Genomic DNA, 23,186 nt, shown 5'->3' on the forward strand with positions numbered 1-23,186 from the left:
AGCTGTGTATAAGAGACAGGTACCGGCACCACCCGCTCCGCCACCTCCGCCCGTGACATTCCCATTGATGCCGCCATTGGCGACGTTGCTGCTGTTCTCGCTCCCGTCGTTTCCATCCGAGCCGCCGGAGCCACCGTTGCTCTTGGCACCTCCACCCTCGCCACCACCACCGCCGTTCGCGGTGAGCCGTGCACCGGACGTCAGGGTCACCTTGAGGGCTTCCAGCACCACCTGGCCGCCACTGCCGCCGCCGCCGCCGCCCGCGGCTCCCACCGGGCCGGTGGCACCGCCGCCGTTACCGCCGCCGCCGCTGGTGGAGATGAACTTCGAGACGGTCAGTGTGCGTGCCACCGAAATCTGGAGGGCACCACCTCCGGCTCCGCCCTTGCCCTCGATGGTGGGCGTCACGCCGCCTCCGTCGCCTCCCGCGCACCCGCCAACGAGCGGCTGCGGCGTGTTGGATTGCGACGATCCTCCCGTGCCTCGTGCTCCATCGGTAAAGCCCAGTCCGCCTTCTGCTCCGGCGGTGCCATTGCCGCCGCCCCCACCGCCGCCTCCCTCCCTGTTGCTGAACGACCCGTTCGCGCCCTTGGAGAGTGCACATGCCTGATTTCCGCCGGCCCCCGGTTGGGTGCCGCGGCCATTGGCGAGAATGGACTGATCCAGGATCGCATCCCCATACACGGCGAGGATGACGGGACGCGAACCGACGAGTGTCAGCGTTCCTCCCAGACTCACCGAACTCACTGGGATGAGGACCGGGGCCAGCTCACCGCCCACCTGGGGAAGGACCCGGGGCTTGATCTGGTTCGGGTTGGTCACATTGTTGCTGGGCACCCACGCGCGCGTGTCCGAGTTGAACGTCACGTTCCCCGACGTGTTGAGCGCCACGAGGTCCGCCGGGTCGACCACGTCCGGATCGAAGTTGTTGGGCCGGAAGGGGAAGGCACTGCATGCACCATCGCCCGAGCGGCATACCCCCGTGGTCAATCCGGAAGGAGCCAGGCAGAAGTCACCCACCTGGGCCGGATCCGGAGGGTAGTTGCAGGTGTTGTTGGCCACGCATCCGCTGGCCGCCAGGAAGCACTTCTTCTCCGGGCAGGGCGTGGGCGTGCCGCTGACGCATGCGCCGTTGCCATTGCAGGTGTCCCCCACGGTGCACGCATTGGCGTCGACACAGGACGTCCCCGACGGTGCCGGACCGGTGCTGCAGAGGCCCGTCCCCTGGTCGCAGACACCCACCATGCAGCTCGCACCCGCGTTGCACTGTCGCGCGGAGCCCTGGCACGTCGCCGCGGTGCCAACGCCCGAGCAGCGGTCATTGTCCGTGCAGAGGTTTCCGTCATCACACGCCGCGTCCCGGCAGCCCGTCTCCGCGCAGCCCTTCAACGTGTTGCAGTTGAAGTCGTCCGTCCCGGTGCACGTTTCCGCGGCGCCGGGGTGGAAGCGTGGATCCTTGTCGTCGCAGTCGGAGCCCTCGGCCCACGGGACGTTCACGGGCGCGCCGTCTCCATCCCCATCCACCGCCTCCAACGTCACCTCGTGACGGGCGAACGCCTTCAGCGGAATCGGGATGGGCTGGCTCGAAAAGCGCTCCAGGACGGCACCGTCGCAGCGGCCGTTCGCGGCGCTGGCGAGCGACGACACCGTGACGCTCAGCTCCCGGTCCCACTCCGCCTTGCGGAGCACCGCGACCAGGACCTCCTGGGTCTCGCGTTTTTGGAACTGGCTCGCCGGGATGTCCGTCGCCCCCTGGTGGCCATGCGCGTCCTGGACCTCCACGCGCACGCAATTGGGTTTGAAGGAGCCGTACTTCACGGACACGCGGAGCGCGCCCTCCTCCGGGGCCTTCTCGCCGCAGGCAGCCAGCAGCACCACGCATCCCAACAGGCAGAGCCGAACCATGGCGCCACACTGTACTCAACGTTGCTCCTCCCACCGAATGCCGCCGCGGAAGAGCGAGGGAGCGGGGCCTCGCGGACCCCGGCTCCCTGACCCTACACGTCAGCCTCGCAGCGCCACCACCGTGACGCCGTCACCGCCCTCGTGGCTGTCGCCGGGGCGGAACATGCGGATGTACGGCGACGCGGCCAGGTGGTCCCGGATGGCCTGCTTCAAGGCCCCGGTGCCGTGGCCGTGGACGATGAGCGCGGCCTCCTCGCCCCGGCGCATGCCCTGGTCCAGGAACGACTCCAGCTCCGACAGCGCGTCGTCGGCGCGCATGCCCCGCACGTCGCAGCGGAAGTTCGTGGCCTCCACCTGCGCGGGCGCCGCGGAGGCCGCGCGCTTGAGGGCCGCTTCCCCCTTCTGGCGCTCCGGGAACTTCGCCTGCTGCGGCTTGCGGGTTCGCGAGCCGGACAGCTCCGACGTCGGCACCCGCATCTTCAGCGCGCCGCCCGCGGACACCACCGCTTGACCGTCCGTCAGCTCCAGGATCTCCACGTCCCGGCCCAGGCCGGAGTGGTGCACCCACGCGCCCACCTTGAGGTTCGCCGGTCCCGGGGCCTCCACCTGGAACAGCTCCGCCTTGGCCGCCGCCGCGCGCTTCTGCGCTTCATCCGCGCGCTGCTGCAACTGCATGCGCGCCTCCGAGAGGGCCTTCTCGTTCTGCTCCGAACGCAGCTTCGTGAGCAGGTCGCGCACCTCCTGCGCGGCATGGTCCGCCGCCGCGTGCACGTCCTCGTTGAACTGCATCATCCGGCCCTTGCGCTCGCGCTCGAAGGCGACCTTCTGCTTCTCCAGCTCCGCGCGCAGGCTCTCCGCCTCCTTCGCCGCGATGCGGGCCTTCTCCAGCTCCTCGTAGAGCTTGCGCCGGTCATCCTCGGCCGCCGCCAGCGCCTTGGTGAGCGGACCGCCCGCGTTGAGCGACAGCTCCCGCGCGCGCTCGCACACCCGCGAGGGCAGGCCCACCCGCGCCGCCATGTCGATGGCGGATGACTGGCCCGCAGCGCCCATCTGCAGCCGGTACGTGGGCGCCATCCGCTTGGAGTCGAAGCCCACGCGCGCATTCAGGAAGCGCGGATCCATGTGCGCCAGCGCCTTGAGCTCCTCCAGGTGCGTGGTGACCAGGGAATACGCGCCCTTGCCCAGGAGCTCCTCCAGCACCGCGATGGCGATGGCCGCGCCCTCGCGCGGATCCGTGTCCGCCGCGATCTCGTCGATGAGCACCAGCGAGTTCTCACCCACCTCCGCGAGGATGTCGCGCAGCAGGGTGACGTGGGCGCTGAACGTGGACAGGCCCTGCGTCAGGTCCTGCGCGTCGCCCACGGTGGAGTGCACGGAGCGGTACAGCGGCATCCGCGACCCTTCGCCCACCGGGATGGGCAGGCCCGAGCGCAGCATCAGCGCGCACAGCCCCACGCCCGTCAGCGTCACCGTCTTGCCGCCCGCGTTGGGGCCGGACACCACCAGCGCCCGCGCGCCGCCCGTGAGCGTCACGTCGTTGGAGATGACTTCCGTGCCCTTGAGCACGAGGCGCGGGTGGCGCAGGCCGCGCAGGTTCAGCTCCGTCACGTCCACGAACGTGGGCGTCGTGGCGTCCAGGTCCGCGGAGAGGATGGCGATGGCCTCCACCTCGTCCAGCTCCGCCACCGCCTCCAGGCCCTCCAGGAGGCGCGTGGACTCGCGGCCCACGAGCTGGCTCAGCTCCTGGAGCACCCGGCGCTCCTCCTCCGCGACCTCCGACTGCGCGATGGCCAGGTCGTTGCCCAGGCCCACCATCGCCTGCGGCTCCATGAAGAGCGTCTGCCCCGTCTGGCTGGCGTTGTGGACGATGCCGTCCACCTCTGAGCGGTAGTTCGACACCACCGGCACCACGTACCGCCCGTTGCGCAGCGTGTAGTAGTTCTCCCGCAGCTTGGGGATGAACGCCTCGTCGTGGAGCAGCTCGTCCAGCCGCGTCTTGATGCGCCGGTGCAGGCCGCGCGCGCGGTCGCGGGCTTCCTTCAGCTCCGGACTCGCGCGGTCCGAAATCTCACCATCCGGCTCGAAGCACTGGTCGATGCGCCGGGCCATGGCCTCCAGGAAGGGCAGGCGCCGGGAGATCTCCACCAGGCGGGGGACGTTGTCGCGGCGCTCGTCCAGCGCCTCGCGCGTGCGTGCGAAGGCGAAGAGCAGCTGGGCCGCGTCGATGAGCTGACGGGGCTCCAGGATGCCGCCCTTCTCCGCGTGGCCCACGGCGGTGCGCAGGTCCGTCACGCCGCCCAGGGGCAGGGAGAACTGCTGCTGTGACAGGAAGCGGGCCTCGTCCACGAGCGCCAGCGCTTCGGTCACTTCCTCCTCGGTGTCGTGGAACGGGCGGGCAAGCACCCGCTCCCTTCCTGGTTCCGTACGACAGCGCTGCGTCAGCGCGCGGAGCACTTCCGAGAAACCAAGGTCTTCCAACGTTCTTTGGGAGATCTGCACGGTCATGGGTTTCATGCGAGGCCGGGTGTCCGTCAAGGGGAAGTGTTGAGGTGCCCCACCTGGCTCTGCTATCTGCCGGGCATGATGTGGGTTCTCGTGGCGGCGCTGCTGACGGGCGCCTCCGACGCACAGGCGCAACCGGTCCTGACAGCTCCGGCGGTCCCGGCGGCCCCGAGTCCCCTGTCAGACGCCCTGGCGCTGGAGGCGGCCGGGAACGACGCGGGAGCCCTCGCCGCCCTGGAGCGACTGGCGCTCGCGCAGCCCCGGTGGGAGCTGCCCCGGCTGGAGGCGGCCCGGCTGCTGCTCAAGGCGGGGAGCGCCCCGGAGCTGGACCGGGCCCAGGCGCACCTGGACGCGGCCGAGCGCGACGCCCCCCAGAACCCCCGCGTCTTCTTCCTGCGCGGCATGCTCTTGGAGGAGCGGGGCGCCACCTTCGACGCCATCCGCGCCTATGAGAAGGCCGTGGGACTGCGCCCGTCCTACGACGATGCGCGCTTCCGACTCGCGGGCCTCTGGGCGCGGGCGGGGGACTTCCTCAAGGCGGAGTGGCACTACCGGCCCCTGTCCAAATCCAAACCCGAGTGGGTCCAGGTGCGTCTCCAGCTCGCGTCGGTGCTGGAGCAGCAGGGGCGGGTGCCTGACGCGGAGAAGGAGTTTCTCGCCGCGCGAGAGGCCCAGCCGACCAACCCGGGGGTGCTCCGGACGCTCGCTGCCTTCTACGAGCGGACGGACAGGCCCCAGCTCGCCGCCAAGGTGAGGGCGCAGCTCGCGGCGCCGGAGAAGCGCTCGATGCGCGCGCTCAAGCCGTCGAAGCGCTGAAAGTCGACATTCGACCGCCGGGGCAAGCGGCCCGGCCATGGCGATTGCTTCGCGCGACGCGCTGCATACACTGCGCGCGCTTTGAAGACCGCCAACCTCGCCATCGTCTTCACCGACATCAAGGGCTTCACCGAACGCACCAGTCGGCAGACGCTGGAAGAAAACCAGCGGTTGCTCCACGTGCACGAGGCGTTGCTCGTGCCTCTGTTCAAGGCCTTCGGTGGACGCATCATCAAGTCGATTGGCGATGCCTTCCTGGTCACCTTCGAGTCCCCCACGCAGGCGGTGCTGAGCGGCATCGCCATCCAGGACCGGCTGTGGCAGCACAACCGGAACCTCGTGGAGGACGAGCAGCTGCACGTGCGCGTCGCCGTCAACGTGGGCGAGGTGCGGCTGGAGGCCAACGACATCTTCGGCGAGCCGGTGAACATCGCCGCGCGCGTGGAGGGCATCACCGACGCGGACGAGGTCTTCTTCACGGAGGCCGTCTACCTGTCCATGAACAAGGCGGAGGTGCCGTCGCAGGAGGTGGGCTCCTTCGAGCTGAAGGGCATCCCCGGGAAGATCCGCGTCTTCCGCGTGCCGCGCGCGCCGTACCGGGTGGAGGCGCCGGCTCCGGGCGCCGTGGTGCTGCCGCAGGACGAGGCCTCGCAGCCGCCGTTCGGCAACCTGGCCCTGGCGCGGGTGATGGACTCCGGCATGGACCTGGGCGCCCTCGGGCAGCGTGCGGCGGTGGGCGCGGCGCAGTTCGGGCAGCGTGCGGCCGTGGGCGCGGCGCAGTTCGGGCAGGGCGCCGCGCAGTTGGGGCAGCGCGCGGCCGTGGGCGCGGCGGCGCTGGGCCAGCGGGCGTCGGTGCTGGGGAAGCAGGCGCGCACCGCGAGCGGAGCGCTCTGGTCGCGCGTGTCGCAAGCGCTGCCGGAGGGGATGGGCTCGCGCCTGGCGCTGTCACCGGCCCGGGGTCGGCGGCTCGCCGCGGTGGGCGTCCTGGCGCTGGTGCTGGGCGTGGGGGTGGTGGCCTGGGGCGGAGGTGCCACACAGCGCGCCATCCGGGCCGTGGAGGGAACCACGGGCGCGGAGAAGGCCGCCCGCGTGAACGAAGCGAAGCGGCTCATCAAGCAGGAAGAGGACGCCGGCCGGCGCCTGTTCCTCACCGGCAGGCTGGAAGAGGCGCAGGGCGAAGTGGCCGAGTCCCTGGCGGCCTACTCGCAGGCGGTGCGCAAGGGCAACGGTGATGCCGCCTCCCGGATCATCTCCCTGCTAGGGCATGAGCAGTGCGGGGTGCGCACGGCGGCGGCGGAGGCCGCGGGCAGCCTGAGGCTGGAGGCCGCGCGGGGAGAACTGGAGGACCTGGCCGACGATGGAGGCGGGGACGACGGGAGCGCCGGGGGCATCTTCGGCCTGGGCACCTGTGATTCGAAGAAGGCCGCCGCGAGCGCGCTCAAGCGCCTGCCCGCGAACTGATCTTCCGCGACCACGCGAACCGCGTGCGACGGGACGAGGCGATGACCGTGACGAAGGTGAAGACGGGACTGGATGTGTGGGCCGCGCAGGGCTTCTCCGCGCTCAAGGGCAAGCGCGTGGGCGCCATCGTGAACCCCACGAGCGTGGACTCGCGCTTCCGCCACCTGGCGGACCTGCTGGCGGGCACGCCCGGCGTGACGCTGGCGGCGCTCTTCGGGCCGGAGCACGGCATCCGCGGCGAGGCCCAGTACATGGTGGCCGTGGACGAGGCGCGCGACCGGCGCACGAACGTCCCCGTGCACAGCCTCTACGGCTCCACCTTCGAGTCGCTCTCGCCGCGCCCGGAGTGGCTCAAGGGCCTGGACGCGCTGGTGTTCGACATCCAGGACGTGGGCAGCCGCTACTACACCTACGTCTACACCATGGCCCTGGCGATGAAGGCCGCCGCCCACGCGCGCGTGCCCTTCTACGTGTTGGATCGGCCCAACCCGCTGGACGGGGTGACGCTGGAGGGCAACCTCGTGGGAGACCGCTTCCGCTCCTTCGTGGGCCTGTACGCGCTGCCCAACCGCCACGGCATGACGGCGGGGGAGCTGGCGCGGCTGTTCAACTCGCAGGAGGGCTTCGGCTGTGAGCTGACGGTGGTGCCGTGCGAGGGCTGGACGCGCGACATGCACTGGAGCGACACGGGGCTGCCCTTCCTGCCGCCGTCGCCCAACATGCCCACCGCGGACACCGCGCTCGTGTACCCGGGCATGTGCCTGGGGGAGGGCACCAACGTGTCGGAGGGGCGCGGCACCTGCCGCCCGTTCGAACAGTTCGGCGCGCCTTGGGTGGACACCGACGCGCTGCTCGCACGGTTGGATCAGGAGCGTCTGCCCGGCGTGGCCTTCCGTCCGGTGGGCTTCACCCCCACGTTCGACAAGTACAAGGGCGAGTCGTGCAGCGGGGCGTTCATCCACGTCACGGACCGGCACGCCTTCCAGCCGCTGCGCACGGGCATCGCCATCTTCCAGGCGCTGCACGACATTGGCCCGAAGCACTTCGACTGGCGGGCGGACGCGTACGAGTTCGTGGAGGACGTGCCCGCGTTCGACCTGCTGTGCGGCACCGACCAGGTGCGTCGCGGCATCGAGGAGGGATGGAGCCTGGACCGGATGCTGGAAGGCTTCGCCCTCCAGACGGAGGCCTTCCGGAAGCACCGGGAGCCCGCCCTGCTGTACGCTCCGGCGCGGTGATCACCCCGTGATTGGCGTCTTCTCCGATACGCACGGCGACCTGGGGGCCTTCGACGCGGCCTATGAGCTGCTGCGGGCCAAGGGCGCTCGGCGCTTCCTCTTCGTGGGCGCGCGCTACACGGACCTGGACGAGTGGGTGCTGTGGCGGCGGCAGAAGAGCCGGGGCGGGCGCGAGTACTCCGACGCGGACTTCCTCGCGGACGTGACGCAGTGGCTGGTGTCGCCCCAGGAGGCGAAGCCGCGCACGCCCGCGTCCCGTGAAGCGCCCGCGGACGTGGCGTCGGAGGACGACCGGCGGCTGGTGATGGAGCGCTTCGTGCGCGTGCCGGAGCGAGAGTCGCTGGCGTACCGGGACCCCACCGTGGCCAACAAGGCGATGGACCTGGTGGGGGACACGCTCTGCTGCGTGGTGCACGACAAGAACGACCTGGTGAAGGACGACCTGCTCAACGCGCAGGTGTTCATCCACGGCAAGGAGTCGGAGCCCAAGGTGGTGCGGATTGGCCCGCGCTACTTCGTGACGCCGGGGCGGCTGGTGGGCGCTTCGGAGCAGACGTGCGGCTTGTTGGAGAAGGCGGAGCGCAACTTGAGCTTCTCCGCGTTCCGGTTGGATGGGCACCTCGTGCTGCCGCCGCAGGTGCTCCAGGTCGATTCGCGCTCGACGAAGCTCACCGTCAAATAAGAGGCCCGCCGTGAAGGTCGCGCTGCTCGGAGGCTCGTTCAACCCGCCGCACGTGGGCCACCTGATGGCGGCCACCTACGTGCATGCGACGCAGGGCGTGGAGGCCGTCTGGCTGATGCCCACGTTCCACCATCCGTTCGGCAAGCAGCTGGAGTCCTTCGAGCAGCGCGTGCGCATGTGCGAAGCGCTCTGCCAGGAGACGTCCGGCTGGCTCCAGACGAGCCAGGTGGAGCGCGAGGTGGGCGGCGGCGGGCGCACGGTGGACACGCTGGCGTTCCTGGTGGAGCGCCACCCGGACATCCAGTTCTCGCTGATCATCGGCAGCGACATCCTGCGAGATTTGCCGAACTGGAAGGACTTCGACCGCATCCAGCGGATGGCGCGCGTGCTGGTGCTCTACCGCGCGGGCTACCCGGCGCCACAGACGGTGGGGCCCCCGCTGGCGGAGGTGTCCTCCACGCAGGTGCGCGAGATGCTTTCGCGCGGGCAGGAGCCGTCGGAGCTGGTGCCGTCCGGGGTGCTCGCGGTGGCCCGCGAGGCGGGCCTGTTCGGGCTGGGCGTCCCGCGCGTCCGGGCGGACTAGAAGGTCAAGCCGACGAGGTGCAGGTCGCCGAAGCGGTCCTCGAAGCGGTGCGCGTACTGGTAGAAGAACGCGAGCGCGTAGGCCTGCCCCACGGTGAGCCGCAGCGTGGCGGCGCCGCCCACCGCGCCGTGGTTGTTCCTGTTGTCCGTGCGCGCGATGGAGCCGAAGCCCTCCACCTCGAACTGGCTGACGAAGAGGGACGGCAGCAGCCACAGCGTGGAGGCCCAGCCGTAGTCGATGATGAAGCGGTAGCGGTAGCGCGCGTTGGCGATGAGCACGTTGCGCGCGCGGAAGGTGTGGTCCTCGTAGCCGCGCAGGTACTCGCTGAAGGCGAGGCCCGGCTGGAGCTGGAGCGGCAGGGGGCCCGGCTCCGTGCTGTCGCGGTTGGTGAAGAAGACCTCGCCCGGCATGATGCCACCCACTTCCAGCAGTCCGTCGGGTGCGCCGGGCAGGTAGCGGCCCACGGCGGAGAGCTGGAAGTTGTCCTTGCCGGTGAAGGGAAGACCGCCCAGGTAGCCGTCCACGCCCAGGCGCACGTCGCCCACGGTGGAGTCGAGCGAGAAGGCCTTCGGGTACACGCCGCCGCTCAAGGACAGGCCCAGGCCCCGCTGCGTGCCGCCGTAGGACGTGCCCTCGCCAGCGAAGTAGGCCGCGGCGACCTCCGGGCCGATGAGGCGCGTGATGAGCTGGGGCCGGCGGTCGGTGGCGTCGAAGCGCCGGTCGAGCGCGAGCACCCCGAACGACACCGGCGTCGTCCAGAACGTGCGCGTCGCGAACAGCGTGCCCTGCAGGTCGGTGCGGTCGGTCTCACGGATGCGTGAGGCGGAGAGCTGGAGGTAGAAGGGCGACAGCTGCGCGTTGCCGTACGCGAACGAGAGGCTGGGCTGCTCCTCCTGCGTGTCGTACGTCAGCAGCAGCGAATACGCGTGGAAGCCCAGCCGGTCCTGCCCCGCCAGCGCCACCCCCGCCACGAGGTACGGGTCCTCGCCGTCGATGTTGCTGGGCACCGTGTAGAAGTAGGGCACGCGGTAGTTCGGGATGAGGAAGCCCTCCAGCGTGGAGTAGGGCTCGTCCGACAGCACGGTGACATCGCGGCCCACCACGACGGGCGGCACCACGGGACCGCTCACGTCGCTGGCGGGGTCGGTCGGCGGTGGCGGCGGCGTCACCGCGGGCACGGGCGCATCGGTCGGGGCCTGCGCGAGCGCTTCCGGTGTGCCTCCGTCCGAGGGCACGGCCTGGCCGGGGAAGCTGACGAAGCCTTCCGGATCATTCGCTGCGCCCGGGCTCGGCGTCGTCGCGACAGGGTCGCCTGCCGGGGGCGGGGACGCGACCGGGACACCCGCGCTCGCCTCGGTGGGGGCCACGCCCGCCGTCGCGGTGGGAGGGGATTCGGGCGTCGCTTGCAGCTCGGCCAGGGCCTGGGTGAGGGGCGCGCTGTCCACGCTGAAGTTCGTGCCGTCGCGGTTGAGGAACACGACGGAGCCCCCGCCCACGGGCGCCGCGTCCATCGCCAGATGGGGCGCGTCGGTGACGCGGGCGATCCTCCGGGTGGACACCGTCATCACGTGGACCTGGAGCCGGCCCTCGTGCTCACGCAGGAACGTGAGGTGATCCGCGTCCAGCCACCGCGGCGAGTAGTTGAACAGGCCATCGCGCGTGAGCCAGCGCAGCGACCCGTCCGACTCGCGCAGCACCAGGTCCCAGCCCTCCACGCCGGAAAAGGGGAACACCTGGCGCTGGCCCTCCGGCGACGTCGCGGGGGGCCCCAAGGCCGTATGGGCCTTGAAGTCCGTCAGTCGCTCGCGCTGTCCGGACTCCAGATCCAGGCGCACGAGGTTCGCTGCGTCACCGCGCACCTCCACGAACACGTAGCCGCGGCCGTCCTCGCTGATGTCGCCGCCCATGCCCTCCAGCCCGTCCCACAGCCGCACGACATCGCCCGTGCGCGCGTCCACGCGCCACAGCTTCGCGGTGTAGCTGCCCAGCTGATCCACGTCCGCGCTGACCAGGTACAGCCAGGCGCCATCGCGGCTGAAGGTCATGCCGCTGGCGAGCGAGGGGCTGGCGAGCACCCACTTGCGCCCCGGGAGCAGCTGCACCAGCGAGCGGCTGAAGCGCTCGCGACCGTCGCGCTCGTACACGGTGAGGCGGGTGATCTGCTCGCGCCCCACGCTCAGGAGCGCCGTGCTGCCGTCCTTCGGGTTCGCGGCGAGCCGGGAGAAGTAGCCCGCGTCGGGCACGCGGACCTGCTGCGTGGCGGGGCGCTCGCGCACCTGGAGGTTCTTCTGGAGGCTCTCCTCGTACTCACTGAACAGCGAGCCGATGTCCTTGCCGTACACGCGCTTGAACCGCAGCGTCACCGCGATGGGCGGGAGGATGGAGTTGCCCTGCTCCTCCACCAGCTTCCACAGGAGCTTCTCGCCGTACTTCTGGGCGAGGTACTCCACGAAGTTCATCCCGGTCAGGTAGTTGCCGCCGAACGGATCCAACGCACGCTGCTCCGGGGACAGGTAGCCCGCGTTGAGCTCCCCGCGTCGGGCCTGCACCGCGCCCTCCCACCAGCCGCGCCACACCGGGCTGTAGGGGCGCCCCGTGTCCTTGCCCAGCCGCCCCTCGTAGTAGGTGGCCAGGCCCTCCAGGAACCAGGACTCGGTGAAGATGTTGGGCTGGAAGAGGCCGCCGCTCAGCACGTTGAGCGTGTTCCACAGGCCGCCCACCTGCTGCATCTGCACGTAGTGGACGGACTCGTGACAGGCCACGTCGCCAATGTCCGTCTCGCCCAGGCCCAGCAGGTTGAACTGCTCCAGCGTCATGTGCTGCGGCAGCACCATCTGCTGGGGCGTGCTCGCGAACTCCGACTGGACGTAGGCGTTGTTGAAGTCCGCGCTGGTCAGGTAGACGAGCACCCGTTTGCGCTCGACGCGGCTCCAGGCGTCGGCGCGGAGGCGGTCCACGCAGCCTTCCATCCGGGCGGCCACGCGCAGGGCCGTGGCGCGCAGTGGGGCCGGGTAGTACAGCTCCATCGAGCGCGTCGTCAGCTTGTGCATGTCGTCCCGCGCGAAGGACGCCTGGACGTTCTGCGGGAAACGGGGTGCGACGAAAGCACACCCGGACGTCAGCAGGAGAAGGCAGGCAAGAAGGGCGGGCTGGCGGGCAGACCCGCTGGAAGCTGACATGGCGGGCATCCTAGCGGTCACAAATCGTGGCCACGACCGCGTTTTTCACGGTAAGGGAACGCGGTCGCTTCTCTTACAGGAACCTTCTCATGTCCGAACCGGCCGAGCCGCAGGCGCTTCCCGTTCCGCAGCATGTCCACAACGCGCAGCTCCAGCTCTCCGCGGCGCTGGAGAAGGCCGAAGGCAAGCCGCTCGACCTGGTGAAGGCGCCGTGGGCGGACGTGGAGCAGGCCGTCATCAAGCTGCTGGGCGGCAAGTTCGAGGCGCAACGGCCGGAGCACCAGGCCGCGGCGCTGGGACTCGCGGGCGGCTTCGCGCTGCGCCTCATCTCCGAGCACCAGGCCTTCTGGTTCCCCAACCGCGACTCCCCGGAGGGGGCCTCGCTGGGTTTCCCCCAGGCCATCATCATGCTGTCGCCGTTTGGCGCGGTGATGGACGCGCTGACGCAAGCGAAGTTGACGCGCCTGGACGACCTGGCCAGCGACATCCGCCGCTCGCTGGGACAGGTGCGCTTCGGCACCAGCCCCGCGCAGGCCCTGGGCAGCCAGCAGCAGACGTTGGCCCCCACGGACTACCAGCGCCTGTTCGATCCGGGCTTCCTCCAGTTCATCGTGGTGGACTCGGCCAAGGCGAAGCAGACGCTGGAGTCGAAGACGGACGCGCTGGCGCGCGACGTGCGTGACGCGCTGGGCCGCACCCAGCCGCCGCTGCCGCCCGAGGCCCGCCAGCAGTTCGAGGGTCAGATCGTCACCTCGCTGCAGCGCATGGAGGTGGGCAAGTCGTTGGCGGAGCAGGCCGAGCGCGCCCCCCGGCTCGCGGAGCTGATGACGCACCTGGTGGCCACGGTGGGTGGCACGGGCTCCGCGCCGGAGGAGTTCTGGCACGACGTGGTGCTGCCGCTGCTCTTCATCGGCACGCCCGCGAGCTTCCCGCCGCTGGACGAGGACGAGCTGGCGGCGTTCAAGCAGGGCGCGGATCCGCTGGCGCTCTTCGTGGACGTGGTGCCGCACGCGCACCCCGCGCCGGACGAGGGCCTGCTGGGCGCGTTCGATATGTCGGAGATCGGTCTGGTGCACCCGGCCTTCCAGAAGGTCGGCGCGCTGCGCCTGATCCGGATCAACCCGGACCGGCTGAAGCCGCTGCTGGACAAGTACGACCCGAACGCGACCATGGACGCGGTGCAGCGCTTCACGGCGCACGTGGCGAAGGCCGCGGGTCAGCCGGCCACGGAGTCCGCGCAGGGCAAGGAGATGCTCCAGGCCGCGCTCACGCTGCTGGCGGACCTGAAGCGCTCCACGTCGGTCGCGGGCGACGTCTGCCTGCGCCGCCTCACCGAGGCCGAGGCCGCCTCCGAGCAGGCCCTGGCCATCGTGCGCCGCGCCCTCCAGAGCCCGCGCATCATCCTCACGTAGTCCCGAGGGTAGGGCGCGCGTCCGGGAGTCACCGTGACGCGCGCCGTTGGGCGCCACCGCTCCGCTCCGTTCAGGGGCTGGAGCGGGGCGGTTTCACTTCTTCGCGAGCACGTCTTGCAGCGCGGTGCGGATCTCTGGACGCAGCCGGTCCGAGGCCAGCCGCAGCGCCCGCCGCGAGAGCTGCGCGTAGAGCGGAGCGATGTCGTCCGGCAGTGCCGCGAGGTGCGCCGCGACGACGCCCGCGTCTCCTCGGACGATGGGACCGGTGAGCCCACCCGAGAGGCCGCGCGCCTCCACGCCCCGAAGCGCCGAGCGCATCAACGGCAGCAGTGCCTTCAGCGCCGCCTCGGGTTCGATGCCCGCCGCGCCGAGCGCGCCCACCGCTGCGTCCGCCAGCGCCACCAGCCCTCCGGCGCTCAGCACCGCGCCCGCGTGGTAGGCGGCCCGGTGCGCCTCCGGCACGTCGAACACGGCGAAGCCCACGTCCTCCGCCATGCGTTGAAGCAGGGCACGCAGGGCAGGGGAGCGCGTGCTGATGGCGGCCGTGTGGCCTGCCAGGGAGTCATGCGCGGAGGACACGGCGCAGAGTGGATGGAAGGAGCCCACCGCGCGTCCCCGCTGCGTCGTCAGCGCGGAGAGGGGCAGTGCCCCCGCGGTGTGCACCAGCGCCACCGTGCGAGGCAGCTCCTTCGACAGTGCCGCGGAAACCGTGGGCACCGCCGCGTCCGGGACGCACAGCACGCAGACGCGCGCCTTCTTCAAGTCCGCCGGGGTCGCGGGCTTCAGCCCCAGTGACCGCGTGCGCTCGCGGCCCGCATCGTCGCGCGAGTAGACGCGCACGGGCCAGCGCTTCGCCTGGAGTGCCAGCGCGAGCGCGCCGCCCAGCCTCCCTGCGCCAACGATGACAACGGGAGCGCGTTTTGCTTTCACCGCCGGGCGACGTCCCACGCGAACGGGAGCCGTCCCGCCGTCATCCCTACCGGCGCTTGCCGTGCCTCGTCCGCCCAAGGCACCACCAGGCGCAGGCGATGAACCGCGCCGGGCTGGCCTTCCCACCGTCAGGCGGCGTCCCGCGCGAACTGGAGCTGGCCCGCCTGCACCGCCACGCGCACGCGGTCGCCCGCGCCGAACTCACCGGCGAGGATGCGCTCCGCGAGGGGACCTTCCACCAACCGCTGCACCACCTGGCGCATCGGCCTTGCTCCCAGCTGCGGATCGAAGCCGCCGGACTTGAGCAGGTGACCCACCACATCCGCGCCGGCCGTGTAGACGATGCCGCGCTCCGTCGCGAGCCGCTTGCTGCTCTCCGCCAGGATGAGCGTGGCGATCTTCGCCACCTCCAGCTCCACCAGCGGCCGGAACGGGAGCCGCTCGTCGATGCGGTTCCACAACTCCGGAGGCAGCGCCTTGCGCGCCGTGTCCGCCGCGAGATCCAACGCGCTCCCCGCCGCCGCGTCCGCCGCGCCGAAGCCCACCGCCCGGCCCGTGCGCGAGAACGCCTCCGCGCCCAGGTTCGTCGTCATCACGATGACCGTGTTGGAGAAGTCGATGTGCCGGCCCTTGCCGTCCGTCAGCCGGCCCTCCTCCAGCACCTGGAGCAGCAGCATCTGCACCTCGCGGTGCGCCTTCTCGATCTCATCCAGCACCACCACCGACGACGGCCGCCGACGCACGGGCTCCGTCAACTGCCCACCCTCGCCGAAGCCCACGTAGCCCGCCGGTGAACCGATGAGGCGCGACACGCCGTGGGACTCGGACATCTCGCTCATGTCCAGCCGCACCAGCGCGTCCCGGTTGCCGAACAGCACCTCCGCCAGCGCCCGCGCCATCTCCGTCTTGCCCACGCCCGTGGGGCCCAGGAAGAGGAAGCTGCCCATGGGACGGCGCGACGCGAAGCCCGCGTAGTTGCGGCGGATGACCCGCGCGATGCGGCCGACGGCCTCCGCGTGGCCGATGACGCGCTCCGACAGGTCGTCCTCCAGCCGCAGCAGGCGCGCCGAGTCGTTCATCAGCAGGCGCTCTTCGGGCACGCCGGCCAGCTTCGCCACCACGCGCGCCACGTCCGCCGCGTCCACCTTGTGCTTGCCCTCGCGGTGGCAGCGGCTGCCCGCCAGGTCCACCACGCTGATGGCCTTGTCCGGCATGAACCGGTCCGTCACGTAGCGGCTCGCCAGCGACGCGGCCGCCACCAGCGCCTCCGGCAGGTAGCGCAGCCCGTGGTGCTCCTCGTAGCGGCCGATGATGCCCTGGAGGATCTCCACCGTCTCCGGCACCGACGGCTCGTTGACCGTCACCGACGTGAAGCGCCGCTCCAGCGCCGGGTCCGCCGCGATGAACTTGCGGTACTCGTCGTGCGTCGTCGCGCCGATGCAGGGGAACTCGCCGCGCGCCATCGCCGTCTTCAGCTCGTTGGCCGCGTCCTGCGGGCCCTCGCCCGTGGAGCCCGCGCCCACCAGCGTGTGGATCTCGTCGATGAACACCACCACGCGCCCCTCGCCCCGCCGCACCTCTTCCTTCAGCGCGTTGAGCTTCTCGGAGAACGAGCCGCGCAGCTGCGTGCCGGCGACCAGCGTGGCCATGTCCAGCTCGATGAGGATCTTCTCCGCCAGCGTGCCCCGCAGGCCCAGCAGGCGCTGCGCCACGCCCTCCACCACCGCCGTCTTGCCCACGCCCGGCTCACCCAGCAGGCACGGGTTGTTCGTGCGGCGCTTGCCCAGGATGTCGATGACCTCCTCGACCTCCCGCGCGCGGCCCACCACCGGGTCCAGCTTCCCCTCGCGCGCCGCCTGGCTCAGGTTGCGGCCCATCGACGTGAGCATCGGGAACGCCTTCGCATCCAGCGTCAGCGTGCCCGCCTTCGCCTGCGCCTGCGGGGTGACCGGCGGCGTGGGCCGGGCCACGGGCGCGGGGGGCGCCACCGGCTCCGCGGTCGGCATGAAGCCGATGACGGTCTTCTCCTCCGGCTCGTCGTCCAGCCCGCTCAGCACGTCGAGCGAGTCGTTGTCGGAGGAGCCCAGCGAGTCGAGCGCGGAGCCCTCCTCCTCGGAGGACGCGTCCAGGTCCGGCGGCGCCACCACGGGCTCTTCCTCGGGCGTGCCGGTGATGGGCTCGGACATGTCGCTGAAGGCTTCGTCCAGCATGTCCAGGTCTTCACCGGGCACCGCGGGCTCCTCGCCCGTGTCCACGGCGATCTCCTCGCCGAAGTCCGGCGACGACTCCTCGCCCAGCGAGTCCAGCGTGAGGCTGTCGTCCACCACCTCGTCGCTGGCGGGCAGCTCCGGGAAGCCGATGAGGCCGCCCACGCGATCCACCAGCGTGTCGGTGTCCACGGGCTTCGCCACGTACTCGTCCGCGCGCGCCTTCAGCTTGCTGTGCGCCGCGAAGCCGTCCGGGCTGCCGATGATGACGATGGGCACCGTCTTCAGCTCGTCGTCCTTCTTCAGCTTGCCGCAGATGAGGTAGCCGTTCTGTCCCGCGGACAGGTCCACGGCGAGCACCACGAGCTCCGGGCGCTCACGCCGGATCAGCTCCACGCTGCCCTTGCCGTCCCCCGTCGTCTGCGCCGTGAAGCCCCGGGCTTCCAGCGCCTGCTGCAGGGTGGCGGAGAGGGTGGCGTCGCTTTCGACGATCAGGATTCGCTTGGACATGAAGGGACGGCCGTCCTGGGAGTGCGGCGCGCGGTGGATCACCACGAAGAGAGCGGCGGCGCGCGAAGAGAAGAAACGCCGTCGAGGCTATCGGCCATGTCTGGGACCGTCAATCTTCACACCGGGTGCAACGCCCGGTATTCAGTTGAGCAGGCGACCACTCAGGCCCCGCGCCGCGGGGCCGCTCAGGGCTGTAGCGAGACGGGCTGCAGGCTCACCTGCGGCTTCACCTGCGCGGGGCGCGGCGTGCCGTTGGAGCGCTGCTCCTGATCCCTCAGCATCTGCAGGATGGCGGCGTCGTCCAGGTCCGTCACGAGCTCGTACGTGATGTCCTGATCACGCCACGTCACGACGTTGTAGGCCTGGCTTGCGTCCACGGCCACGTTCTCCACCGTGGGGGCCTCCTCCACCGTCACCCGCTTGCCCGTCGCCGGATACACGAACACGCCGATGTTGCGCTTGGGCTCGTTCGTGAGGCGGGGCTGCGTCTCATAGCTGACGTAGACGACTTCCTGGCCGTTGAGCGTGGAGAAGCGCGCGCCCACGGGCCGGGCCTGCTGCAGGCGGGGCAGGGTGATGCGGTGCTCCACCTTGTCGTTGAACCACGCTTCAATCTGCTCCGGCGTGCCCGCGACGAACTCCAGGGGCCGCTGCCGCGTGTGCCGCTGCACGGCCTCCAGGATGGACGCGCGCTGCGCCTGGCCGGACTGGTACGTCATCCAGCCGCCGCCCACCGTCACCACCACCAGGGCCACCGCCCCGGCGCGCAGCCACTGGCTCACCTGGGCGCGGCGCTGCTCGCGGTGCAGGCCGGACTGGATGCCCGCGCGCAGCGACGCTGGTGCGCGGGTGCCCTGGGTGGAGACGGCGTGCTTCGCCGCGCGCCGGAGCGCCTGGCGCAGCTGCATCTCCTCGTCCACCCGCGCCACGCAGGCGGAGCAGCCTTCCAGATGCGACTCCACGTCGTGGCGTTCCTCGGGCTGAAACTCGCCGTCGAGGTACGGGTACAGCAATCGCTCGAGTTCCTGGCAGGTCATAGGGGCTCGATGGACTCCAACCTCTGTCTAGCCTGCCTTCTTCCTGCGCCGGTACTCTTCCAGGTCCGCGGGCGCCGGCACCGGATCTCCATCATGCCGGAACACACCCTGACCCTGGGCATACTCGCGCAGCGTCTTCTGCAGCAGCTTGCGACCGCGGAACAGCCGGCTCATCACCGTGCCCACGGGGCACTCCAGAATCTCCGCGATCTCCTTGTAGGAGAACTCCTGGAGGTCCGCGAGGATGACCACCAGCCGGAAGTCGATGGGCAGCGAGTCGATGGCGCGCAGCACGTCGTCCGACAGGAGCCGGTCGAAGAAGTACTGTTCGGGGTTGGCCGCGAAGTCCGTCGCGTCCCGGCTCACGAAGCGCTCGTGCACCGCTTCACGCTCCACGCCCTCCACCACCGTGCGCTCCTTCACCTTGCGCCGGTACCGGTTGATGAACGTGTTCGTGAGGATCTTGAAGAGCCAGGCCTTGATGTTCGTGCCGCGCTCGAACTTGTCGAAGAAGCGATAGGCCCGCATGCAGGTGTCCTGCACCAGATCCTCGGCGTCGCGCTCGTTCTTGGTCAACCGGAGGGCCGCTGAATAGAGCGGATCCAGGTGCGCCAGCGCCAGCTCTTCGAATTCCTGCTTCGTCCGGTTGGGTTGCCTGAAGTCCAGCATCATGCTCCCGCCTTCCAGGGGCCCGAAATGATTTGGGGAATGCGTCGCCTGCCTAACGGTCAATCTATGCACCGGAGCAGGCGGGTCAACAACGCTTTCCCCTGCCGCGCCGCACGCATGCCCGCTTCTGGAGTGCGGAGACGCCCGGCGGGATCATTTATTCCTCAGGGTGGGCACCGGAGGGGTCCACCGGACGGATTTCCCCTCCGGCAACCCGGCCAGAACGCGGCTGGCCGGCTGCTGGACGGCCTGGCTACCGCTTGCCGCCGATGGCGTCCATCAGGGGCACGTAGTCGTAGCCCATGTCCTTCGCGACGGCCTCGTAGGTGATGTGGCCGTTGTAGGTGTTGATGGCACGCTGGAGGGCGCGGTCCGCCTTGATGGCCTCCACCAGGCCCAGGTCCGCGATCCTCCGCGAGTACGGGCGCGTGGTGTTGGTGAGCGCGAACGTGGACGTCTGGGGCACGGCGCCGGGCATGTTGGCCACGCAGTAGTGGACGACGTCGCTCACGGTGAACGTGGGGTTGTCGTGCGTGGTGGGCTTGCAGGTCTCGATGCAGCCGCCCTGATCCACCGCCACGTCGACGACGACGGAGCCGGGCTCCATCTCGCCGATGAGCTCACGCGACACCAGCTTGGGCGCCTTGCCGCCGGGGATGAGCACGCCGCCCACCACCAGGTCGGACTCGCGCACGGTGCGCGCGATGGACTCCGTGTCCGACGCCAGCGTCTGCGCGCGGCCGAGGAACACGTCGTCCAGGTAGGTGAGGCGCTCCAGGTTCACGTCGAGGATGGTCACTTCCGCGCCCATGCCCACCGCGACCTTGGCGGCGCACAGGCCCACCACGCCGCCGCCGATGATGGCCACGCGGCCGCGGCGCACGCCGGGCACGCCGCCCAGCAGGATGCCCTTGCCGCCGTGGGCCTTCTCCAGGCACGCGGCGCCCACCTGGATGGCCATCTTGCCGGCCACCTCGCTCATGGGCTTGAGCAGCGGCAGGCTGCCGTCGTCCAGCTGGAGCGTCTCGTAGGCGACCGCGGTGACCTTCTTCTTCAGGAGCGTCTTGGTGAGCTCCGGATCCACGCCGGCCAGGTGGAAGTACGTGTAGACGATCTGCCCGGGCTGCATGCGCTCGTACTCCGGCGCGATGGGCTCCTTCACCTTCACCACCATCTCCGAGCGCTTCCACACCTCATCCGCGCTGGTGATGATCTGCGCGCCGACGCGCTGGTACTCCGAGTCCGGGATGCCGGAGCCGACGCCAGCGTTCGTCTCGACCAGCACCGTGTGGCCCGCGCTGGTGAGCGCGCGCACGCCCGCAGGCACCATGCCGACACGGTACTCGCGGGTTTTGATCTCCTTGGGAACTCCGACGATCACGACTGCCTCCGGATAGGGGACTGCGAAAACGTGGCGGACCCATAAACCAGCGCCCCATCGCTTTCAAGGCGCGCACGGCCAGCCTGGAGCGTCGGGTGTGATGGGCTTCATTCGCGCATCCACATGACGCGAGGCGTTGGACGCAGGAGGCTCGGCCCGTGGTAGTTAAAAGGGCATGACGCACGCGCCAAAACTGCTCTTCGCGGACCCCAAGGGTCGGGTGATGGAGCATCCGTACCTCATCGCCACCCTGCGCAGCGGCGAGGAGCTCGTGCCGCCGCAGGACAAGCCCATCGCCCTGCCGGCGGCCGGGCGCCTGGTGCACCTGCCCGGCCGCCTGCCCGTGGGGCTCAACCCGGACTCCGGCGAGCTGGAGCTGGTGCGGGAGATGAAGATGGGGGGCAAGACGTTCGTGCCCAACGCCGTGGGCGCGCTCCTGCCGCCCGGCTACACGCGCACGTTCCTGCCTGGCGAGGTGAAGGGCGACGGGCCGGTGCTCCCGCAGTGGGCGTACACGGCGGCGGCGTGGGGGGAGAAGGGGCCGCTCGCGTGGGCCATCCACACCGACCGGCGCTCGCACTGGGAGCCGGAGGCGTACTCCACGCCGGAGCTGAAGGGCCTCGTCAATGCGCACCTGGAGCGCTTCCCGGACAGCCGCGTGCTCAAGCAGCTGAAGACGTGCGCGCTGCTCTACCGGTGCTTCACGTCGCAGAACATCTTCTACGCGCGCGACGAGGGCGCCATCCCCGCGTCGGTGATGTGCAACGCGCGCTGCGTGGGCTGCATCTCGGATCAGCCCGCGGACGGCCCGCCGGCCTCGCACGAGCGCATGGATGACGGCCCCTCCGCGGAGGAGATGGCGGCCATCGGCCTGTACCACCTGGAGCACGCGCCGGGCCGCACCATGGTGAGCTTCGGCCAGGGGTGCGAGGGCGAGCCGCTCACGCGCTGGAAGTACATCGCGGAGTCCATCCGGATGATGCGCGCGAAGACGGACAAGGGCTCCATCAACATCAACACCAACGCCAGCCTCACGCACGGGCTCAAGGCGCTCTTGGACGCGGGGCTGGACGCGGTGCGCGTGTCGCTCAACGCCGCTTCGAAGGGGCTCTACGAGGCCTACTACAAGCCGGTGAAGTACGGCTGGGAGGACGTGGAGGCCTCCATCGCGCTGGCCCGCGAGCGCGGCGCGTACCTGGCGCTCAACCTGCTGCTGTTCCCCGGCGTCACCGACCGCGAGGGCGAGGTGCAGGCGCTGGAGAAACTGGTGCGCAAGTACCGCGTGGATCAGGTGCAGACGCGCTCGCTGTGCATCGACCCGCTCCAGTACCTGGAGGTCGCGCGAGGCGTGGGCGCGGGCGGTGAGCCGGTGGGCATCCGCACGCTCCTGCAGCGGCTGAAGGCGGCGCGGCCGGGGCTCATCATCGGCAACTTCGCGCGCGGCCTGGACGAGCGCGAGAACGCCGCGAGCACGCCAGGGGTTTGACCCTCCGGTGACGGGCGGCTACAGAGCCGGGCATGTCCGTCTCCTCACGCGTCCCGTTCCGTCTGGCCGTCCTCTGTCTCTCCTCCGGCGCCGTGGCCGCCCTCGGTGCGTGCAGCAAGGCGCCCGAGGAGCCGGAGTTCGACCACGGGTTGAAGAAGCCCATCGTGCGCAAGCTGCGCGAGGCCCTGAAGGAGACGCCGTGTGACAAGGCGAAGGCGCAGGAGTACGCGCAGCTCCTGATGACCACCGGCGACCTCAAGGGCGTGACGAAGGCGGCGGACGACTTCACCGCCGCGTGCGGCCCGAACGTCGTCCTGCTCCAGCTCTCGTACACGGCGAACGCGCGCCAGGGGCAGAAGGCCGAGGCGCTCAAGGCCGCCACGGCGCTGGTGGCGGCGCAGCCGGAGAACGCGAGCTACCGGGTGTGGCGCGGCCTGTCGCAGGAGGCGCTGGGTCAGATGGAGGGGGCGGCGGCGGATTACCAGAAGGCCCTGGAGCTCCAGCCGGATCAGCGCCCCATCCTCAACGCGGTGGTGAAGTCCTACGAGACGCTCAACCGGCCCTGTGACGCGCTGGCCGCGTATCAGCGCTACGTGCAGGCGAAGCCCGCGGAGGCGAACAAGGCCGAGATCAAGAACGCCATGGAGGCGCTCGCGCTCAAGACCTCCTGCCCGGCGGCGGAGACGGCGACGGACGGCGGTCCCTCCGAGGCGGCCGAGGCGGCCAAGGCGCCCTGAGAAGCGGGGACTACTCGGCGCCGGGGGGCATCAGCTCCTTGGCGACGAGGTTGCCCATCACGGCGTCCTTCGGGATGTAGCCGTCGGCGCCGGCCTCGCGGCAGATGCGCTGCAGCTCCTCCACGTTCTCACCGGAGCACAGCAGCACCTTGATGCCCTTGAAGAGGCTGTTGCTCTTGATGAAGCGACAGAACTGCTCGCCGTTCACGTTGGGCATGCGCACGTCCAGGAGCACCAGGTCCGGGCGCGTCTGCTTCTTCAGGATGATCTTCGTGGCCTTGTCCGCGGAGTCCGCGATGTGGACCTCGAAGCCCTTGGACACGAGGTCCGCTTCGATGATGCGCGCGGTCATCTCGCTGTCGTCCACGATCAGGATGCGCGGCTTGCGCGCCCCGGGGGCCACCGTCTTCGGCGCGGCGATGCCCGCGGGCGCGGCGACGGCGGCCGGGGG

General features: G+C 70.5%; 17 protein-coding genes. 8 read left to right on the top strand and 9 right to left on the bottom strand.

The genetic code is table 11. The annotated features are described in order from the left end of the window. Together D7V97_RS17895 and D7V97_RS17900 are read right to left on the bottom strand one after the other, a co-directional pair. The coding region (locus tag D7V97_RS17895; RefSeq protein WP_120611861.1) for a putative metal-binding motif-containing protein at positions 1-1,905 on the bottom strand (1,905 nt) is incomplete at its 3' end. Positions 1,906-2,004: 99 nt separating this feature from the next. Continuing rightward, complete coding sequence (locus D7V97_RS17900) at positions 2,005-4,410, bottom strand: endonuclease MutS2 (RefSeq protein ID WP_120611862.1); 2,406 nt, start codon at positions 4,408-4,410, stop codon at positions 2,005-2,007. Positions 4,411-4,485: 75 nt separating this feature from the next. On the opposite strand from D7V97_RS17900, the gene D7V97_RS17905 reads away from it, so the two are divergent. The 5 genes from D7V97_RS17905 (at position 4,486) to nadD (ending at position 9,187) form a co-directional block, all read left to right on the top strand. After that, entirely contained in the window at positions 4,486-5,223 is a 738-nt protein-coding gene (locus tag D7V97_RS17905) for a tetratricopeptide repeat protein (RefSeq protein ID WP_120611863.1), read from the top strand. 81 nt (positions 5,224-5,304) lie between these two features. Then, positions 5,305-6,684 carry an adenylate/guanylate cyclase domain-containing protein gene (locus D7V97_RS17910; RefSeq protein WP_120611864.1) on the top strand — a complete coding sequence of 460 codons (1,380 nt, stop codon included), beginning with the start codon at positions 5,305-5,307 and terminating at the stop codon, positions 6,682-6,684. Between the two features lie 41 nt (positions 6,685-6,725). Further along, positions 6,726-7,922, top strand: a complete 1,197-nt coding sequence (locus D7V97_RS17915; RefSeq protein ID WP_233582920.1) for an exo-beta-N-acetylmuramidase NamZ domain-containing protein — start codon at positions 6,726-6,728, stop codon at positions 7,920-7,922. Between the two features lie 7 nt (positions 7,923-7,929). Then, entirely contained in the window at positions 7,930-8,604 is a 675-nt protein-coding gene (locus D7V97_RS17920) for a hypothetical protein (protein ID WP_120611865.1), read from the top strand. Between the two features lie 10 nt (positions 8,605-8,614). After that, a complete protein-coding gene (gene nadD / locus D7V97_RS17925) occupies positions 8,615-9,187 on the top strand; it encodes a nicotinate (nicotinamide) nucleotide adenylyltransferase (RefSeq protein WP_233582921.1) in 573 nt (190 codons plus the stop codon). On the opposite strand, the gene D7V97_RS17930 is transcribed toward nadD, so the two are convergent. Beyond that, positions 9,184-12,237: a hypothetical protein gene (locus D7V97_RS17930; RefSeq protein WP_233582923.1), complete on the bottom strand. Its 3,054-nt coding sequence runs from the start codon at positions 12,235-12,237 to the stop codon at positions 9,184-9,186. The two genes, nadD and D7V97_RS17930, sit on opposite strands and share 4 nt — an antisense overlap. A 218-nt stretch (positions 12,238-12,455) precedes the next feature. Here D7V97_RS17930 and D7V97_RS17935 point away from each other — a divergent pair, with 218 nt between their 5' ends. Further along, a complete protein-coding gene (locus D7V97_RS17935; RefSeq protein WP_120611868.1) occupies positions 12,456-13,778 on the top strand; it encodes a hypothetical protein in 1,323 nt (440 codons plus the stop codon). 93 nt (positions 13,779-13,871) lie between these two features. On the opposite strand, the gene D7V97_RS17940 is transcribed toward D7V97_RS17935, so the two are convergent. From D7V97_RS17940 to ald, 5 genes are all read right to left on the bottom strand, one after another. Further along, the gene (locus tag D7V97_RS17940; protein WP_120611869.1) at positions 13,872-14,708 is read right to left on the bottom strand and encodes a Rossmann-like and DUF2520 domain-containing protein; all 837 of its coding nucleotides are present in this window, start codon (positions 14,706-14,708) and stop codon (positions 13,872-13,874) included. A 128-nt stretch (positions 14,709-14,836) separates the two neighbouring features. Beyond that, positions 14,837-17,425 carry an AAA family ATPase gene (locus tag D7V97_RS17945; RefSeq protein ID WP_147444852.1) on the bottom strand — a complete coding sequence of 863 codons (2,589 nt, stop codon included), beginning with the start codon at positions 17,423-17,425 and terminating at the stop codon, positions 14,837-14,839. Positions 17,426-17,610: 185 nt separating this feature from the next. Continuing rightward, positions 17,611-18,462 carry an anti-sigma factor gene (locus D7V97_RS17950; RefSeq protein ID WP_120611871.1) on the bottom strand — a complete coding sequence of 284 codons (852 nt, stop codon included), beginning with the start codon at positions 18,460-18,462 and terminating at the stop codon, positions 17,611-17,613. 27 nt (positions 18,463-18,489) lie between these two features. Further along, positions 18,490-19,131 (bottom strand): sigma-70 family RNA polymerase sigma factor, encoded by a 642-nt coding sequence (locus tag D7V97_RS17955; RefSeq protein WP_120611876.1) that lies wholly within the window; start codon positions 19,129-19,131, stop codon positions 18,490-18,492. 253 nt (positions 19,132-19,384) lie between these two features. After that, positions 19,385-20,512, bottom strand: coding sequence for an alanine dehydrogenase (ald, locus tag D7V97_RS17960; protein ID WP_120611872.1), 1,128 nt, complete (start codon positions 20,510-20,512; stop codon positions 19,385-19,387). A 175-nt stretch (positions 20,513-20,687) separates the two neighbouring features. Between ald and D7V97_RS17965 the strand changes: the two genes are divergently transcribed. Continuing rightward, on the top strand, positions 20,688-21,998 hold the full coding sequence (locus tag D7V97_RS17965; RefSeq protein WP_120611873.1) for a radical SAM protein: 1,311 nt from the start codon (positions 20,688-20,690) through the stop codon (positions 21,996-21,998). Between the two features lie 32 nt (positions 21,999-22,030). Beyond that, entirely contained in the window at positions 22,031-22,735 is a 705-nt protein-coding gene (locus D7V97_RS45350) for a tetratricopeptide repeat protein (protein ID WP_120611874.1), read from the top strand. 10 nt (positions 22,736-22,745) lie between these two features. Here D7V97_RS45350 and D7V97_RS17975 read toward each other — a convergent pair. Continuing rightward, a partial coding sequence (locus D7V97_RS17975) for a response regulator (RefSeq protein ID WP_199728843.1) occupies positions 22,746-23,186 on the bottom strand: 441 nt, incomplete at its 5' end.

It is taken from the genome of Corallococcus sp. CA053C (assembly GCF_003611675.1).
Classification (GTDB): domain Bacteria; phylum Myxococcota; class Myxococcia; order Myxococcales; family Myxococcaceae; genus Corallococcus.

Coding starts and splice junctions, on each gene's coding strand:
- D7V97_RS17900 (WP_120611862.1), bottom strand. CDS start 4,410: ATGACCGTGCAGATCTCCCAAAGAACGTTGGAAGACCTTGGTTTCTCG.
- D7V97_RS17905 (WP_120611863.1), top strand. CDS start 4,486: ATGATGTGGGTTCTCGTGGCGGCGCTGCTGACGGGCGCCTCCGACGCA.
- D7V97_RS17915 (WP_233582920.1), top strand. CDS start 6,726: ATGACCGTGACGAAGGTGAAGACGGGACTGGATGTGTGGGCCGCGCAG.
- D7V97_RS17930 (WP_233582923.1), bottom strand. CDS start 12,237: ATGCACAAGCTGACGACGCGCTCGATGGAGCTGTACTACCCGGCCCCA.
- D7V97_RS17935 (WP_120611868.1), top strand. CDS start 12,456: ATGTCCGAACCGGCCGAGCCGCAGGCGCTTCCCGTTCCGCAGCATGTC.
- D7V97_RS17945 (WP_147444852.1), bottom strand. CDS start 17,425: ATGTCCAAGCGAATCCTGATCGTCGAAAGCGACGCCACCCTCTCCGCC.
- D7V97_RS17950 (WP_120611871.1), bottom strand. CDS start 18,462: ATGACCTGCCAGGAACTCGAGCGATTGCTGTACCCGTACCTCGACGGC.
- D7V97_RS17955 (WP_120611876.1), bottom strand. CDS start 19,131: ATGCTGGACTTCAGGCAACCCAACCGGACGAAGCAGGAATTCGAAGAG.
- D7V97_RS17965 (WP_120611873.1), top strand. CDS start 20,688: ATGACGCACGCGCCAAAACTGCTCTTCGCGGACCCCAAGGGTCGGGTG.
- D7V97_RS45350 (WP_120611874.1), top strand. CDS start 22,031: ATGTCCGTCTCCTCACGCGTCCCGTTCCGTCTGGCCGTCCTCTGTCTC.